Source organism: Nonomuraea sp. NPDC049624 (assembly GCF_040675255.1).
In the GTDB taxonomy this organism is placed as follows: Bacteria; Actinomycetota; Actinomycetes; order Streptosporangiales; family Streptosporangiaceae; genus Nonomuraea.
The window spans coordinates 414,778-429,376 of record NZ_JBFAOR010000001.1 but is presented as its reverse complement, the minus strand read 5'-3'; the positions used below and the strand labels follow the sequence as shown (position 1 = coordinate 429,376).

Below are 14,599 nucleotides of genomic sequence, written 5' to 3'. Positions count from 1 at the left end.
TCTGCGGAAAGGTCGTGCCCAGCGCACCATAAAACACTAAGTCACGAAATTTCTGATGCGACCGAGGCCGTCCCCGACGATCACCCGGGCTACAACCGGAACAGGGCGCTGCGGTAACGTCGGCGCAAGGTGAGGGACGCGCGGAGGGCGGGGCATGAGCCGAACGGCACGAGTCATCTGGGACGACGCTCTCACCTCCTACAACTTCGGCCCGAGCCACCCGCTGGCGCCCATCAGGGTCGAGCTGACGATCGCGCTCGCCCGCTCGCTCGGCGTCCTCGACAAGGTCGAGATGGCCGGCTGCGCGCCCGCCGGCGACGACGAGCTGGCCATGGTGCACGACCGCGCCTACATCGAGGCGGTCAAGGGCGTCTCCGTGGCCGGCGTGCCCGACCTGCGGGCGGGGCTCGGCACCACCGACAATCCGGCCTTCAAGGGCGTGCACGAGGCGTCCGCGCTGATCGCGGGGGCGTCCCTGGCGGCGGCGCGCGCGGTCTGGGAGGGCGCGGCCGAGCACGCCGTCAACGTCGCGGGCGGGCTCCACCACGCCATGCCGGCCGCGGCCAGCGGCTTCTGCGTCTACAACGACCCTGCTCTGGCCATCGCCTGGCTGCTGGAGCAGGGGGCCACCCGGGTGGCCTACGTCGACGTCGACGTGCACCACGGCGACGGCGTGCAGGCCGTCTTCTACGACGACCCCCGGGTGCTGACGATCAGCCTGCACGAGAGCCCGCGCACGCTGTTCCCGGGCACCGGCTTCCCGCACGAGACCGGCGCGGAGGGCACGGCCGTCAACGTGGCGCTGCCGGCCGGCACCGGCGACTCCGGCTGGCTGCGCGCCTTCCACGCGGTCGTGCCGCCGCTGCTGCGCGAGTTCGGCCCGCAGATCCTGGTCACCCAGCACGGCTGCGACAGCCACGCCCTCGACCCCCTCGCCAACCTCATGCTCAGCATCGACGGCCAGCGCGCCGCCTACGCCGCCCTGCACGACCTGGCGCACGAGACGGCGGGCGGCCGGTGGATCGCGGTGGGCGGCGGCGGTTACGAGCTCGTCCAGGTCGTGCCGCGCATCTGGACGCACCTCATCGCCGTGGCCGCCGGCCATCCCGTCGATCCGGCCACGCCCACCCCCGACGCCTGGCGCCAGTACGTCAGGGAGCGCACCGGCGAGGCGCCCCCGCTGACCATGACCGATGGCCGCAACCCGGAATTTCACGACATCTCCGGCGGTTATGACCCAGCGGACCCCATCGACCGTGCGGTCATGGCGACCCGGCAGGCGGTGTTCCCTCTGCACGGCCTCGATCCGATGCCCTGACGGCTGCCCTGACGACCGCCCTGAGGACGCCTGACGGCCCTCGATGCCCCTGATGAGGAAGACCTGTGCTGAGCCGCGACGAACTCCGCCGACACCTGATCCACAGCCGCATCGCCGGTGACGTCGCGACGTCGCGCGAGAACAACCTCGACCACTACAGCTCGCTGGCCAACCGCGACCCGTACTACATGCTCGGCCTGACGTTCGAGCAGCCGTGGACCTTCCGGGACGTCCTCGACCTGATGGCCAAGTCGGCCGGCGTGGTCGCCGATCCCGGCCACCGGCGGGGCCAGGACACCATCGATCCCGACCTGACGATCGACGCGATCGACGCCATGGCGGCCCGCATCGCGTCGGTGTTGTCGCGGCCGTCCCCGCGGGTGTTGTTCGCCACCGGCCACCCGACCGGGCTGCTCGCCGTCCACCTGCCGCTGGCCAGGTTCGCCGTCGAGCGCGGCGCGACCCTGCTCACCCCGGCCGAGGGCTGGACGTACGCCGGCTCCGGCTTCGGCCGCCCGCGCCGCCTGCGCTACCTCCAGGACGTCGCCATGCTCGACGACCGCGGCGGCTTCGTGCACACCCACGACTCGGCCCCGATGCGGCACATGCTCGACGAGCTCGAAGGCGAGCTGCCCGACCTGGTGATCGCCGACCACGGCTGGGCGGGGGCGGCGGGCGAGGCGGGCGTGCCGACGGTGGCCTTCGCCGACAGCAACGACCCCGGCCTGTTCCTCGGCGAGGCCGAGGGAAAGATCGACGTCGTCGTGCCACTCGACGACAATGTGCTACCCCGCTATTACGCTCCGCTGACCGAGCGGTTGGTCACTCTGGTCTCACGAGCCCTTTGAGTCGAAAACGGCCCTCCCCATACCGTCTTTTCGCGCCTGCATTCCAAGAGGCTCGCTGTCCCTTTGCCAACTTTTGATGGGGCTTGGGCGACTCTTATGTGTGGCAACTTGGACAGTTCCAAGGTCCAGGCGAGGTGCTCGGCCCGGCTGCTAACCAGCGACTTTACTGGTCCGGCTGACAGGTGGCTCCGCGGACTGAGAAAATAGGGGGTTTGCGCACCCGGAGTCCCGACTTACGCTGACGGCAGTACACGTGCGTGAGCAATGGCACCAGTGGGGATAACCCGGAAACACGTGCGGAAGAGGCGTCCGATGGGTGCAGGCGAAAGACCTCTCAGCGAGGTGAAGTTCCTGACCGTGGCTGAAGTCGCGACGGTCATGAGGGTGTCCAAGATGACGGTGTACCGGCTCGTCCACTCAGGTGAGCTGCCGGCCATCCGAGTTGGCCGGTCGTTCAGAGTGCCCGAGCAGGCGGTCCACGACTATCTGCGGGAGGCCTACATCGAGGCAGGTTGAAGTAGCGGCGCGCCCGAACGCGCCGTGAATTCGGTCGCGGGAGAAGCCCGGCCTGCGCACCACGAGGCCGGGCTCTCACCCCCCAAGGGGCGATCTACCTCGGATCGCCGGTAGTCTGTGACCCGGTGTGCGCTCGCACATCGATTCAGACTTGCTATCAGTACCTGGGGGTCCCGTGGGCTCTGTGATCAAGAAGCGCCGCAAGCGGATGGCCAAGAAGAAGCACCGCAAGCTGCTCAAGAAGACGCGCATCCAGCGGCGCAACAAGAAGTAACCGACGCAGCTGCGAGGCGCTGATGACCCACACCGTGCTTGTCACCGGGGTCTCGCGCCACATAGGCGCCCGGGTGGCGAGCGTCCTCGCGGCTGACCCCGAGATCAGCCGCGTCATCGGAGTGGACACCGTGCCGCCCCCCTCGCTGACGCGGGACGGCGGCATCACTCTGGGCCGGACGGAGTTCGTCCGGGTCGATCTGCGCAGCCCCGACATCGCTGAGGTGATCGCGGCCGCGGACATCGACACCGTTGTGCACATGAGCCTGGTCAGCGCCCCGTCCAAGGGCGATGGCAGGGCTGCCATGAAGGAGCACAACGTCATAGGCACCATGCAACTGCTCGGTGCCTGCCAGCGGTCGTCGACCGTGCGGCGCGTGGTGGTGCGCTCCACCACCGCCGTCTACGGCTCGTCCCCGCGCGATCCCGCGGTGTTCACCGAGGACCTGGAGCCGCACGTCGGCCCGGTCCACGGCTACGCCAAGGACGCGGCGGAGGTCGAGGGCTACGTGCGCGGTTTCGCGCGCCGCCGCCCCGACGTGACGGTGTCGCTGCTGCGCTTCGCCAACTTCATGGGTCCTGGCGTCGACTCGCCGCTCACGCGGTACTTCACCCAGCCCGTCCTGCCGACGGTGTTCGGCTTCGACCCGCGGTTGCAGTTCGTCCACGAGGACGACGCGGTCGAGGTGCTGCGCAGGATGGCGAACGAAGACCACCCCGGCACGTTCAACGTGGCCGGGGCAGGCGTGTTGCTGCTGTCGCAGTGCGCGCGGCGGGCCGGGCGGGCGTCGTTGCCGCTGTTCGCACCCGTCTTCCGCACGCTCGGCAACACCGTGCGCAGGCTCGGCCTCGTCGAGTACTCGCCCGAGCAGCTGCGGCTGATGAGCTACGGCCGGGCGGTCGACACCGCCAGGCTGGAGGCCGAGCTGGGCTGGCGGCCCAAGTACACCACCGCGGCGGCCTTCGACGACTTCGTGCGTTCACGGGGTATGCACCCGTTCGGAGGTGTGCGTCCGTGAGCGTGCCGCACGAGGAGGAGGGCCGGGTGATCCCGATCAGCGCCGCGCCGTCCTACGAGGAGCCCGACCCGCTGGCCCGGCTGCTGGCGTTCGTCCGCCGGCGCATCACCGGCGAGTACGAGGTCGACGAGTTCGGCTACGACCCCGAGCTGACCGACAAGGTGCTCCTCGAGCTGATCAGACCGCTCTACCACCGCTGGTTCAGGGTCGAGACGGCCGAGCTGAAGAACGTGCCCGCCGAGGGCGGCGCTCTGGTGGTGGCCAACCACTCCGGCACGCTGCCGGTCGACGCGCTCATGATGCAGGTCGCCCTGCACGACGAGGCGGGCCGGGCCGTCCGCCTGCTCGGGGCCGACCTGGTCTACCAGCTCCCGCTGCTCGGTCACCTGTCCCGCAAGACCGGCCACACGCTGGCCTGCCCCGAGGACGCCGACCGGCTGCTGCGCAAGGGCGAGCTCGTCGGCGTGTTCCCCGAGGGCTTCAAGGGCGTCGGGAAGCCGTTCTCCGAGCGCTACAAGCTGCAGCGGTTCGGCCGGGGCGGGTTCGTGGCCTCGGCGATCCGCGCGGGCGTGCCCATCGTGCCCACGGCCATCGTGGGGGCCGAGGAGATCTATCCGAAGATCGGCGACCTGAAGTTCCTGGCCCGCATGCTCGGCGTCCCCTACGTGCCGATCACGCCGTTCTTCCCGCTGCTCGGGCCGCTCGGGCTGGTGCCGCTGCCGTCCAAGTGGATGATCGAGTTCGGCGAGCCGATCCGCACCGACGAGTACGAGCCCGCCGCGGCCGACGACCCGATGCTGGTGTTCAACCTGACCGACCACGTGCGGGAGGTCGTCCAGCAGATGCTCAACGAGTTGCGGCTGCGCAGGGGGCCGGCCTTCCCGCCGTTCCTGTGACCGCCGTTCCTGTGACCGCCGTTCCTGTGAAGGGTGCAACCGGTCGCGCCCGGCCGGTGTTCTCGCGGGTGTAGTCACTGACACCCGAGAGGAACCTCTTCGATGGATCTCCAGCTTTCCGGCCGTGTGGCCGTCGTCACCGGCGCGTCCAAGGGCATCGGTCTGGCCGTCGCGCGCACCCTGGCGGAGGAGGGCGCGCACGTCGTGGCGGCCTCGCGGACCGCGCCCGACGCCAAGGTGACGCACGTCGCGGTCGACCTGATGGACCCGCAGGCGCCCGCCCGGGTGATCGCCCGCGCCGTCGAGGAGTTCGGCGGGGTGGACATCCTGGTCAACAACGCCGGCGGGCCGCCCCCCGGCGTGACGCTGCCCCGGGTCGGGTTCATGGCCCCGGGCGACGACGACTGGCAGGCCATGTTCGAGTTCAACCTGTTCGCGGCCGTACGCATGATCCGCGCGGCCGTGCCCCTCATGGTGGAGCGCGGCGGCGGCTCGATCGTGAACATCTCCTCCGGCTCGGCCCGCCAGCCGGGGGCCATGAACGTGGACTACGGCGCGGCCAAGGCCGCCATGAACCACGTGAGCAAGGCCGTCTCGGAGGAGTACGGCCCGCAGGGCGTCCGGGTGAACACGATCTCACCCGGCCCGGTGCTGACCGACTGGTGGACCAAGGACGGCGGCGCCGCCGACGTCATCGCCGGGATGGCCGGGGCCTCGAAGGAGGACGTCATCGCCCAGGTCGCCCCCGGCATGATGAAGCTGGCCACCGGACGCCTGGTGAGCCCGCAGGAGATCGCCGACATGGTCGCCCTGCTGGTCTCGCCGCGCTCGGGCAGCACGACCGGCGCCGACATCGCCGTGGACGGCGGGTTCCTGAAGGAGATCTGAACCCTCTTGGCGGGTTGTGGCAAGACATCCGTGACCGATTCTCCACAGAAGGGCGGAGATGATCACGCAACCCGCCACCAGGGGGGCGGACTCGGAGCTCGTGAGCGCCTCCCTGACCGAGCCGGAGGCGTTCGCCGAACTGTTCGACCGCTACTCCGCCATGCTCTACCGGTACGTCTCCAAACGCCTCGGCCCTGAGCCGGCCGAGGACCTCGTCGGCGAGACGTTCCTCGTCGCGTTCTCCCGCCGCAAGAGCTACGACCTGTCCTGCCCCGACGCCAGGCCGTGGCTCTTCGGCATCCTCACCAAGCTCATCTCCCGTCACCACCGCAAGGAGGCGGCGCGGTACCGGGCGTTCCTGCGGGCCCCCCTCGACCAGCACGTGGAGTCGCCCGCCGACCGCGTCGCGGCGGGGGTCACGGCGCAGGCCGCCCGTCCCCGCCTGGCGGGCGCGCTGGCCGCGCTGCCCGCCAAGGACCGGGACGTCCTGCTGCTGATCGCCTGGGGCGACCTCACCTACGAAGAGGTCGCCCGGGCGCTCGGCATCCCGATCGGAACCGTGCGCTCCCGCCTCAACAGGGGCAGGCGGAAGGTACGGGCCGCGCTCGGCGACACCAACCCCATGCTGGAGGAGGAGTGACCATGGACGACCTGCGGATGCTCCGCGACCTCGGCGGGGAACTGGAGCACGAGCCGCCCCCGACGCTCGCCCGCCAGCGCGACCGCCTGCTGCGGGAGCGCCCGCGGCGCAGATGGAACGCCTACTGGACGGCCGGCCTGGTCGCCGTGGGCACGGCCGCGGCCGTCGCGGTGCCGACCGCGCTGGTCAACGGCAACACCGTGGCCGGACCGTCGACGGGCGCGCGGCCGGTCGACATGAGCGGCGCCCGCAACATCCTGGTGATCGGCTCCGACACGCGCGACGGGCCGGGCAACGCCAAGTACGGGCCCCACCTGGCCAGGACGCCCGACAAGGGCGGCAGGCGCTCCGACACCATCCTGCTCGTGCACGTGCCCGCCGACCGCGGCCAGGCCGTCGGGGTCAGCGTGCCGCGCGACTCGATCGTGCAGATCCCGCCGTGCGGGTCCGACCCGGCGCGGAAGGACATGGTCAACTCGGCGTACAACACCGGCGGCGCGTCCTGTCTGGTCAAGACGCTGGAGAAGCTGACCGACGTCCGCATCGACCACACGGTCGAGGTCGACTTCGCCGGCTTCAAGGGCATGGTGGACGCCCTCGGCGGCGTGCAGATCACGCTCAGGTCCCCCGTGGACGACAAGGCGGCGAAGCTGAGACTGCCCGCCGGCAAGGTCACCCTGAACGGCGAGGCCGCCCTCGGCTACGCCCGGCTGCGCCGCTACGGCGACGGCTCGGACATCCAGCGGATCAAGCGGCAGCAGATCCTGCTGCTGGCGATGCTGAAGAAGGCGAGGAGCGCGGCCGCCGACCCGGCCCGGCTGCGCGGCTTCCTCGGCGAGGTGCGCAAGTCGGTCAGGACGGACCTGAGCCTGGAGGCCATGGTCGAGCTGGCCAGAGCCACGTCCGCGACGAAGGTGACGTTCGTCACCGTGCCCTGGAAACCGGCCCAGGACGACCCCAACCGGATCGAATGGCTGCAACCGGACGCCAGGAAGCTGTTCGAACGCCTGCGATGACCGGCGCCGGCGCACGCCCGGCCGTGGACGTCAAGGAGCCGTCCACGCCGCCGGGCCGCGCCGGCGGCCTCGTCGGCGGCTGCGTCGGGCGGGCGGTCAGTGGGAGCGGTAGTGCCTGCGCAGGGCGATGCCCGCCGCCACGCCGCCCGCGATCGCGCCGACCCCGGCCGCGATCGGCAGGGCGGTCATGGTGGCCTTGCGGCCGGTGCGGAAGTCCTTGACCGGCCAGTCGTGCTTCCTGGCGTGCTCGCGCAGCTCGCTGTCGGGGTTGATCGCCACCGCGCTGCCGACCAGCGACAACATCGGCAGGTCGTTGGCCGAGTCGCTGTAGGCCGTGCAGCGGGTCAGGTCGAGCCCTTCGCGGCGGGCCAGCGCGCGCACCGCCTCCGCCTTGGCCGGGCCGTGCAGCAGGTCGCCCACCAGGTGGCCGGTGTAGACGCCGCCGGCGGTCTCGGCGACCGTGCCGAGCGCGCCGGTGAGGCCGAGCCGCTGGGCGATGACCCGGGCCAGCTCGACGGGCGTGGCCGTGACGAGCCAGACCCGCTGGCCGGCGTCGAGGTGGCTCTGCGCGAGCGCGCGGGTGCCGCCCCAGATGCGGTCGGCCATGACCTCGTCGTAGATCTCCTCGCCGAGGCGGACGACGTCGTCGACCTTGGCGCCCGCGACGAAGGCGAGCGCGGTCTCCCGGGCGACCGCGATGTGCTCGGGATTCTCGTTGCCGCGCAACCGGAACACGGCCTGGCCGACGGCGAACTTCAACAGATCGGAAGTGGTGAACATGCCGCGCGTGGCCAGCCCGCGGGCGAAGTGGTAGATGGACGCGCCGCGCATCATGGTGTTGTCGACGTCGAAGAAGGCCGCCGCCTCCAGGTCCGGCTCGACCGGCTCGGCCGGCGCGACGGTGACCGCCGCCCGCGCCGCGGCCTCGCCGGCGGCCTCGGCCTCAACCTCGTGTCGTCGTCGCATTAGCCGCCACATGCGGTTCAGCTTACCTAGCCGGTGCCACGAGCCCTTCGATGTAGTCGAGGTAGCCGGCGGCCTGTCCCTTCTGTGCCTCGTTGAGGTGGTCCAGCATCGGCTCGACCGTCTCCCGCTGCTTCTGGGCGAACTTCTTGATCTTGGACGAGCGGGGCTGCGTACGCGTCAGCCGGCTGATCCCGGAGCGGGTGGAGTCCTCCATGTCCTTGAGCGTCTGGCCGACCAGCGGGCTGTCGGTGGACGAGCCGAGCAGGCTGGCGACCTCCTTGGCGCGGGTCTCGGCCGAGGCCAGCTCGCGCTCGCCCCGCTGGGCGTCGTCGGTGCTCAGGTGCACGAGGGTGCTCTCCGCGGCCCGCTTGAGCGGGTAGAGCGTGTCACCGGGGATCGCCTGGTAGGTGGCGAAGGACGCCACCATCATCGCCCCCGCCAGGCCCAGCGTGGCGACCTGGGACAACAGCGGACGGCGTCGCCGGCGCACGGCCGGAACGGCCGGGCCCGGCGCGCGCTCCTCGTCGGGGGCCGTCAGCAGCAGGCGGCCGGAGACCAGGTCCTCGCGCAGGCGCTCGCGGAAGGCCGCCCCGGGTCCGCCGCCCTGAGACGGGCCGTGCAGCTCCGTGAGACGCTCGATGACGAGCTCCCGCCGCCTGCGCGCCCTACTCATGACAGCTCCCTGAGGGATCCAGCCGTGACAACTGGCCTAACGAGGTGCGGGTGGGAGAGGTTACGCCAGGTCGTGCTTGAGTGCCCTGGCGAGCGTTCGAATGGCCCGAAACTGCAGCGCTTTGATCGCTCCACTCTTCTTCCCCATGATCAACGCGGTTTCCGCGAGCGAGAGGCCGTGCAGGAAGCGCAGCACCACGCATTCCTGCTGGTCGGGATTGAGATCGCGGACGGCGCGCAGCACCCGGTCGTTGATGATGGCCGTGACCACCGCGTTCTCCGGGATGTGCGCGCCTTCGAGCGGCACGTCGATCAGCTCTCCCGTCGGGATCTCCAGTCGGTAACGGCCGGACTTGAAGTGGTCGGCCACCAGGTTCCTGGCGATGGTGACGAGCCAGGCGCCGAAGTCGCGGCCCTGCCAGGTGAAGTCGCCGATCCTGCGCAGCGCGCGCAGGAAGGTCTCGCTGGTCAGGTCCTCGGCGAGCTGGTGGGAGCCGACCCGGAAGTAGATGTAGCGGTAGACGAGGTCCACGTAGCGGTCGTAGAGCGTGCCAAAGGAGTCCGTGCATCCGTTCTTGGCGTGCAGCACCAGCGTACGGATGTCGTCGGGCACTTCTTCGCGCACGCCAAGCTCGCCCGTCCGGGCAGGTCCAGCGACCGCTGGAGCAAGCAGCCCGGCGAACGGCCACGAATCAGGCATCCGGTATCCCTAGGGGTAAGGGGTGCGGCGTGCTCGAATACTCTAGAAATCAACTGGAAATTCCACAATCCGCGCCTGCTGGCCTGGCTACGAGTAATCGCCCTATACCGTATAGGCGCATACCCCACAGCCTGCGGCGAAGCCCCTCATGGAGCGCCTGTTTCCTCTTCGGCTACCGGCCGGGAGGCATCGTCCGGCAGCATTGGAGTCACCATGGAGATCCTCGTTGCTGTCATAGCCCTTGCCGGTGCGCTCCTCGCCGCCGTCGCGACCGGAGCCCTGATCAGGCGGCTGCGCGACGAGCCCGAGGGCTGGTTGATCGCCTGGACCGTTGCAGCCGGCGCCCTGTGCCTGTCGCTGGCCGCGATCGGCGTCGGTTACGTCCTGGGGTTCGGGCCGGTCACCTTCCGCCTCTACCAGGTGACCGGGTCGCTGCTGGCGCCGCTCTGGCTGGCCGTGGGCCTCATCCAGCTGCTGTCCGACAAGGTGCCGCCGAGGTTCCTGGCCTGGTTGTTCGGCATCGCGCTCACCGTCGTCTCCGTCGCGATCCTGACCTTCGACCCGCTCAGGTCCACCGACCTGGGCAAGGCGCTGCCGTCCGGCTCTTCCATGTGGGGGCTCATCCCGGACAAGCTGCTCATCGGCGTGCACACGATCGACGTGGTCGTCCTGCTGGCGTGCGTGGTGGTGGCCGGGCTCAAGTGGCGCGGCGGCGACGAGTACGACACCGACAACCTCCACGCGGTCCTGGTCATCGCGCCGTCGAGCATCGCCCTGGTCGGGGCCATGCGGTTCTCGGTGCCGCCCCTGTTCACCACCGCGCTGCTCGCGGTGGGCGCGGCGGCGATCTGGTACACCGTGCTGCGCCCGCTGGCGCCGTACGAGGACGACGAGGACGACCTGGAGGCGCCGCAGCTCGACGACGTGGAGCGCCGGCCGGGCCGCAGGGCCGCGCCCGAGCCCGTGCCGGCCGCCGTGCCGCCTCCCGTGCCGCCTCCCGTGGCGCCCCCTGTGGCGGCCCCTGTGGCGGCCCCGCGCCGCTCGCCCGGCCTGGGCGACCTGGTGGCCGAATACCGGGCGGGCGACCAGCAGGTCGACCACGCCGCCCGGATGGGGGCCGCGCCCGACTCGGGCCCCGCGACCGGCTACATCATGAACGGCTCCCCGCCCCCGCGCATGGACACCTCCCCGCGCATGGACGCCCAGCCCCCCCGGCCCGACTACGCGATGCCCGGCACCGGCGTGGTCTACCCGGGCGCCGAGCTGTTCACCCCGCCGCAGCCCCAGCAGGCGGGCGGCAGGCCCTCACCCAGCATCTACGGCCTGCTCACCGTCTTCACCATCATGGACGGCGCCGGCGACGCGTTCGACCGCCTGGCCGAGGCCACCGTCGAGGCCGTGCGCCGCGGCGAGCCCGACACGCTCGTCTACGCCTGCCACGCCGTCAAGTCGGCCCCGCTGCAGCGCATCGTCTACGAGCTCTACCGCGACGAGGTCGCCTACCGCGACCACCAGCGCCAGCCGCACGTCGAGCGGTTCCTCAACGAGCGTCAGGCGATGGTGCTGGCCACCAACGTCATCGAGCTCAACGTCAACGCCGCGAAGGTGGTGCCGCTGCCCACCGTCATGTTCTGACCGTCATGTTCTAGGCGAGGGCGGCGCGCAGGCGGGCCTCGTCGACCCGCCAGAAGTCGTGCTGCACGCCGTCGATCAGCGTCACCGGGATCATCTCCCAGTACTTCTCCCTGAGCTCCTCGGAGGAGTCGATGCTGACCTCCTCCCACGGCACGCCCAGCTCTCCGGCCACCCTGGCGATGACCGCGCGGGCGTCGTCACAGAGGTGGCAGCCGGGTTTGCCGAGCAAGGTGATGCGATGCATGTCACCAACGGTAGCGCCCCTACTTTGTGCATCGGTTCACAAAGGGATTAACCTGAAAGACGGTTCTAATCCGTTCAGCGGTCCCCACCGCCCGTTCCCTGGAGCTCCGGCACGTGAAGAGCACGTCCCAGTCCCGTGACCGCGGCATCCCCGAGGCGACGGTCGCCAGGCTTCCGCTGTACCTGCGGGCGCTGCACGGGATGGCGGAGCGCGGCGTCGCGACCGTGAGCTCGGAGGACCTGGCCGTGGCCGCGGGCGTGAACTCGGCCAAGCTCCGCAAGGATCTCTCGCACCTCGGCTCGTACGGCACCCGCGGCGTAGGCTACGAGGTGGAGTACCTCGTCTACCAGATCTCCCGCGAACTCGGCCTGACCCAGGACTGGGCGGTCGCGATCGTCGGGGTCGGCAACCTCGGCCGCGCCCTGGCGAACTACGGCGGCTTCGTCTCCAGGGGCTTCCGCGTGGCCGCGCTCTTCGACGCCGACCCCGAAGTCGTGGGCGACACCATCGCGGGGTTGAATGTGGAGCACATCGACGAACTGGAAGCCGTCATCAAGCGGCGTGGAGTCTCGATCGTGGTACTGGCGACACCGGCGGCAGCGGCGCAGGAAGTGTGCGATCGTGTTGTCGCCGTGGGCGTGACCAGCATCCTGAACTTCGCCCCAGTCGTTCTCACCGTTCCGGACACCGTCGACGTCCGGAAGGTCGACTTGTCAATCGAACTGCAGATTCTCGCGTTCCACGAGCAACGCAAAGCTGGGGGGCCACTCATGGCGGTGGACGGTCAATGAGTGTTCTGGCGATCGGACTCAGCCACCGGACCGCTCCGGTGGCGCTTCTCGAACGCGTCTCGGTGACCGGTGACGCGCTGGTCAAGCTGCTGCACGACGTGCAGCAGGACACCAGCGTCGCGGAGGCCATGGTGATCTCGACCTGCAACAGGGTCGAGATCTACGTCACGGTCGACCGCTTCCACGCCGCGGTCACCTCGATCAGCGGGCTGCTGGCCGTCCACTCCGGCGTGCCGGCCGACGAGCTGACCCCGCATCTCTACGTGCACTACGAGGAGCGGGCCGTCGAGCACCTGTTCTCGATGGTGTGCGGCCTCGACTCCATGGCCGTCGGCGAGGGCCAGATCCTGGGCCAGGTCCGCCAGGCGCTCAAGCTCGCCCAGAAGCACGGCACGGTCGGCGCGACCCTCAACGAGCTGACGCAGCAGGCCCTGCGCGTCGGCAAGCGCGCCCACACCGACACCGGCATCGACCAGGCGGGCCCCTCGCTGGTCTCGGCGGGCCTGGCGCTCGCCGGCGACCTGGCCGGGCGGCGGGCGCTGGTGGTGGGCGCGGGCTCGATGAGCTCGCTGGCCGCCGTCACGCTCCAGCGCGCCGGGGTCACCGACATCGTCGTGGCCAACCGCACGTACGAGCGGGGCGCGCGGCTGGCCGAATCGGTCGGCGGCCGGGCCGTCGCGTTCGCCGCCGTGCGCGAGGAGCTGGCGGGCGCCGACGTCGTCATCACCTGCACCGGCGCCGGGCGGCACGTCATCACCCCCGACATGCTGACCAGGGGCGTGTTCCTGCTCGACCTGGCGCTGCCGCACGACATCGACCCGGCCGTGCGCGAGGTGCCCGGCGTCACGCTGGTCGACCTGGAGACGATCCAGGAGTCCGGCGTCGGCGCGCGCGGCGGCGACGCCGTCGAGTCCGTGCGCGCGCTCGTGGCCGAGGAGCTGAACGCCTACCTCGACGCCGCCCGCGCCGCCCGCGTCACCCCTACCGTGGTGGCGCTGCGCAGCAAGGCGGCGGGCGTGGTGGAGTCCGAGCTGGGCCGCCTGATGATGCGCATGCCCGATCTCGACGACAAGGCCAGGGACGAAATCGCCATGACCGTGCAGAGGGTCGTTGACAAACTGCTTCACGAGCCGACTGTGCGTGTCAAGCAGCTCGCCGCCGGTCCAGGAGGCGATCATTATGCGGAAGCCCTGCGTGAGTTGTTCAATCTCGATCCGAAGATGCCCGCGGCCGTGAGGGAGGTGGAGCTGTGAACCTGCGGTTGGGCACCCGCCGCAGCATGCTGGCGACCACGCAGTCCCAGATGGTGGCCGACGCCCTCACCGCGCGCACCGGGCGCCCGGTCGAGCTGGTGGGCGTGACGACCTTCGGCGACGTGACCAAGGCGCACCTGGCGCAGCTCGGCGGCACCGGCGTGTTCGTCAGCGCGTTGCGCGACAAGCTGGTCGAGGGCGAGATCGACTTCGCCGTCCACTCGCTGAAGGATCTGCCGACCAAGCAGGACCCGCGCTTCACGCTGGCCGCGCTGCCCGAGCGCCATGACCACCGCGACGCGCTGGTCGGCTCGCACAAGTTCGCCGACCTGCCCGCCGGGGCCAGGGTCGGCACGGGCTCGCCGCGCCGCGTCGCCATGCTGAGCGCGCTCCGCCCCGACCTGGAGTACGTCCCGATCCGCGGCAACGCCGACACGCGCATCGGCAAGATCGCCGCGGGCGAGCTCGACGCCGTCGTGCTGGCCAGCGCCGGGCTCACCAGGCTCGGCCGCGCCGGCGAGATCGCGCAGATCTTCGAGGTCGAGGAGCTGCTGCCGGCCCCCGGCCAGGGCGCGCTCGCCGTGGAGTGCCTGGCCGCGCGCGCCGACCTCATCGAGATCCTGTCCGTGCTCGACGACCCGCGCACGCGCAGCGCGGTGACCGCCGAACGCGCCGTCCTGTCCGCCCTGGAAGCAGGCTGCGCCGCCCCCGTGGGTGCTTTCGCGGCCGATGACGGGCACACTCTGAACCTGACCGCAGTGGTCGTCTCCATCGACGGCCGCGAAGCGGTCCGCAAGTCCGCCGCCGGTTCTCCTTCGGAGGCTGCACAGCTGGGCCGCCTCCTGGCGGCCGAGATGATCGCCGAAGGGGCCGACAGATTGATGGGGGAGCAATCCCATTGAGCTCCGATAGTCCAACCTCCGG

The 14,599-nt window shown here is 70.7% G+C and carries 17 protein-coding genes; 13 read left to right on the top strand and 4 right to left on the bottom strand.

The annotated features are described in order from the left end of the window. Positions 1-154 precede the first annotated feature (154 nt). The 9 genes from AB0J76_RS02370 (at position 155) to AB0J76_RS02330 (ending at position 7,414) form a co-directional block, all read left to right on the top strand. The gene (locus tag AB0J76_RS02370; RefSeq protein ID WP_352325263.1) at positions 155-1,318 is read left to right on the top strand and encodes an acetoin utilization protein AcuC; all 1,164 of its coding nucleotides are present in this window, start codon (positions 155-157) and stop codon (positions 1,316-1,318) included. Between the two features lie 65 nt (positions 1,319-1,383). Further along, positions 1,384-2,166: a phosphatase gene (locus tag AB0J76_RS02365; protein ID WP_352325264.1), complete on the top strand. Its 783-nt coding sequence runs from the start codon at positions 1,384-1,386 to the stop codon at positions 2,164-2,166. Between the two features lie 312 nt (positions 2,167-2,478). Continuing rightward, positions 2,479-2,682, top strand: a complete 204-nt coding sequence (locus AB0J76_RS02360) for a helix-turn-helix domain-containing protein (protein ID WP_026214222.1) — start codon at positions 2,479-2,481, stop codon at positions 2,680-2,682. A gap of 175 nt (positions 2,683-2,857) precedes the next feature. Continuing rightward, positions 2,858-2,956, top strand: coding sequence for an AURKAIP1/COX24 domain-containing protein (locus tag AB0J76_RS02355; protein ID WP_018654693.1), 99 nt, complete (start codon positions 2,858-2,860; stop codon positions 2,954-2,956). Positions 2,957-2,978: 22 nt separating this feature from the next. Further along, positions 2,979-3,974, top strand: coding sequence for an NAD-dependent epimerase/dehydratase family protein (locus tag AB0J76_RS02350; protein WP_352325265.1), 996 nt, complete (start codon positions 2,979-2,981; stop codon positions 3,972-3,974). A gap of 26 nt (positions 3,975-4,000) precedes the next feature. Beyond that, positions 4,001-4,870 carry a lysophospholipid acyltransferase family protein gene (locus AB0J76_RS02345; protein WP_352325270.1) on the top strand — a complete coding sequence of 290 codons (870 nt, stop codon included), beginning with the start codon at positions 4,001-4,003 and terminating at the stop codon, positions 4,868-4,870. 102 nt (positions 4,871-4,972) lie between these two features. Then, a complete protein-coding gene (locus AB0J76_RS02340) occupies positions 4,973-5,758 on the top strand; it encodes an SDR family NAD(P)-dependent oxidoreductase (RefSeq protein WP_352325267.1) in 786 nt (261 codons plus the stop codon). 58 nt (positions 5,759-5,816) lie between these two features. Next, positions 5,817-6,398, top strand: a complete 582-nt coding sequence (locus AB0J76_RS02335) for a sigma-70 family RNA polymerase sigma factor (protein WP_352325268.1) — start codon at positions 5,817-5,819, stop codon at positions 6,396-6,398. Positions 6,399-6,400: 2 nt separating this feature from the next. Next, positions 6,401-7,414 carry an LCP family protein gene (locus AB0J76_RS02330; RefSeq protein WP_352325269.1) on the top strand — a complete coding sequence of 338 codons (1,014 nt, stop codon included), beginning with the start codon at positions 6,401-6,403 and terminating at the stop codon, positions 7,412-7,414. 96 nt (positions 7,415-7,510) lie between these two features. Here the strand turns inward: AB0J76_RS02330 and AB0J76_RS02325 are convergent, their stop codons facing one another. The 3 genes from AB0J76_RS02325 to AB0J76_RS02315 are packed head-to-tail and all read right to left on the bottom strand — an operon-like array spanning position 7,511 to position 9,677. Continuing rightward, a complete protein-coding gene (locus AB0J76_RS02325; RefSeq protein WP_364388508.1) occupies positions 7,511-8,380 on the bottom strand; it encodes an HAD-IB family hydrolase in 870 nt (289 codons plus the stop codon). A 22-nt stretch (positions 8,381-8,402) separates the two neighbouring features. After that, a complete protein-coding gene (locus AB0J76_RS02320; protein WP_352322540.1) occupies positions 8,403-9,053 on the bottom strand; it encodes a DUF5667 domain-containing protein in 651 nt (216 codons plus the stop codon). A 60-nt stretch (positions 9,054-9,113) separates the two neighbouring features. Continuing rightward, on the bottom strand, positions 9,114-9,677 hold the full coding sequence (locus tag AB0J76_RS02315) for a sigma-70 family RNA polymerase sigma factor (protein WP_352322539.1): 564 nt from the start codon (positions 9,675-9,677) through the stop codon (positions 9,114-9,116). 288 nt (positions 9,678-9,965) lie between these two features. Here AB0J76_RS02315 and AB0J76_RS02310 point away from each other — a divergent pair, with 288 nt between their 5' ends. After that, positions 9,966-11,387, top strand: coding sequence for an antibiotic biosynthesis monooxygenase (locus tag AB0J76_RS02310; RefSeq protein WP_352322538.1), 1,422 nt, complete (start codon positions 9,966-9,968; stop codon positions 11,385-11,387). A gap of 10 nt (positions 11,388-11,397) precedes the next feature. Here the strand turns inward: AB0J76_RS02310 and AB0J76_RS02305 are convergent, their stop codons facing one another. Then, positions 11,398-11,631 carry a glutaredoxin family protein gene (locus AB0J76_RS02305; RefSeq protein ID WP_352322537.1) on the bottom strand — a complete coding sequence of 78 codons (234 nt, stop codon included), beginning with the start codon at positions 11,629-11,631 and terminating at the stop codon, positions 11,398-11,400. A 113-nt stretch (positions 11,632-11,744) separates the two neighbouring features. Between AB0J76_RS02305 and AB0J76_RS02300 the strand changes: the two genes are divergently transcribed. Genes AB0J76_RS02300 through hemC form a run of 3 tightly spaced genes read left to right on the top strand, consistent with a single transcriptional unit; the run spans position 11,745 to position 14,577 of the window. Beyond that, a complete protein-coding gene (locus AB0J76_RS02300) occupies positions 11,745-12,422 on the top strand; it encodes a redox-sensing transcriptional repressor Rex (protein WP_352322536.1) in 678 nt (225 codons plus the stop codon). Further along, positions 12,419-13,675 carry a glutamyl-tRNA reductase gene (locus AB0J76_RS02295; RefSeq protein ID WP_352322535.1) on the top strand — a complete coding sequence of 419 codons (1,257 nt, stop codon included), beginning with the start codon at positions 12,419-12,421 and terminating at the stop codon, positions 13,673-13,675. The genes AB0J76_RS02300 and AB0J76_RS02295 overlap by 4 nt, the downstream gene beginning before the upstream one ends. Beyond that, positions 13,672-14,577 carry a hydroxymethylbilane synthase gene (gene hemC / locus AB0J76_RS02290; RefSeq protein WP_352322534.1) on the top strand — a complete coding sequence of 302 codons (906 nt, stop codon included), beginning with the start codon at positions 13,672-13,674 and terminating at the stop codon, positions 14,575-14,577. Before AB0J76_RS02295 ends, hemC begins: the two co-directional genes overlap by 4 nt. Positions 14,578-14,599 lie beyond the last annotated feature (22 nt).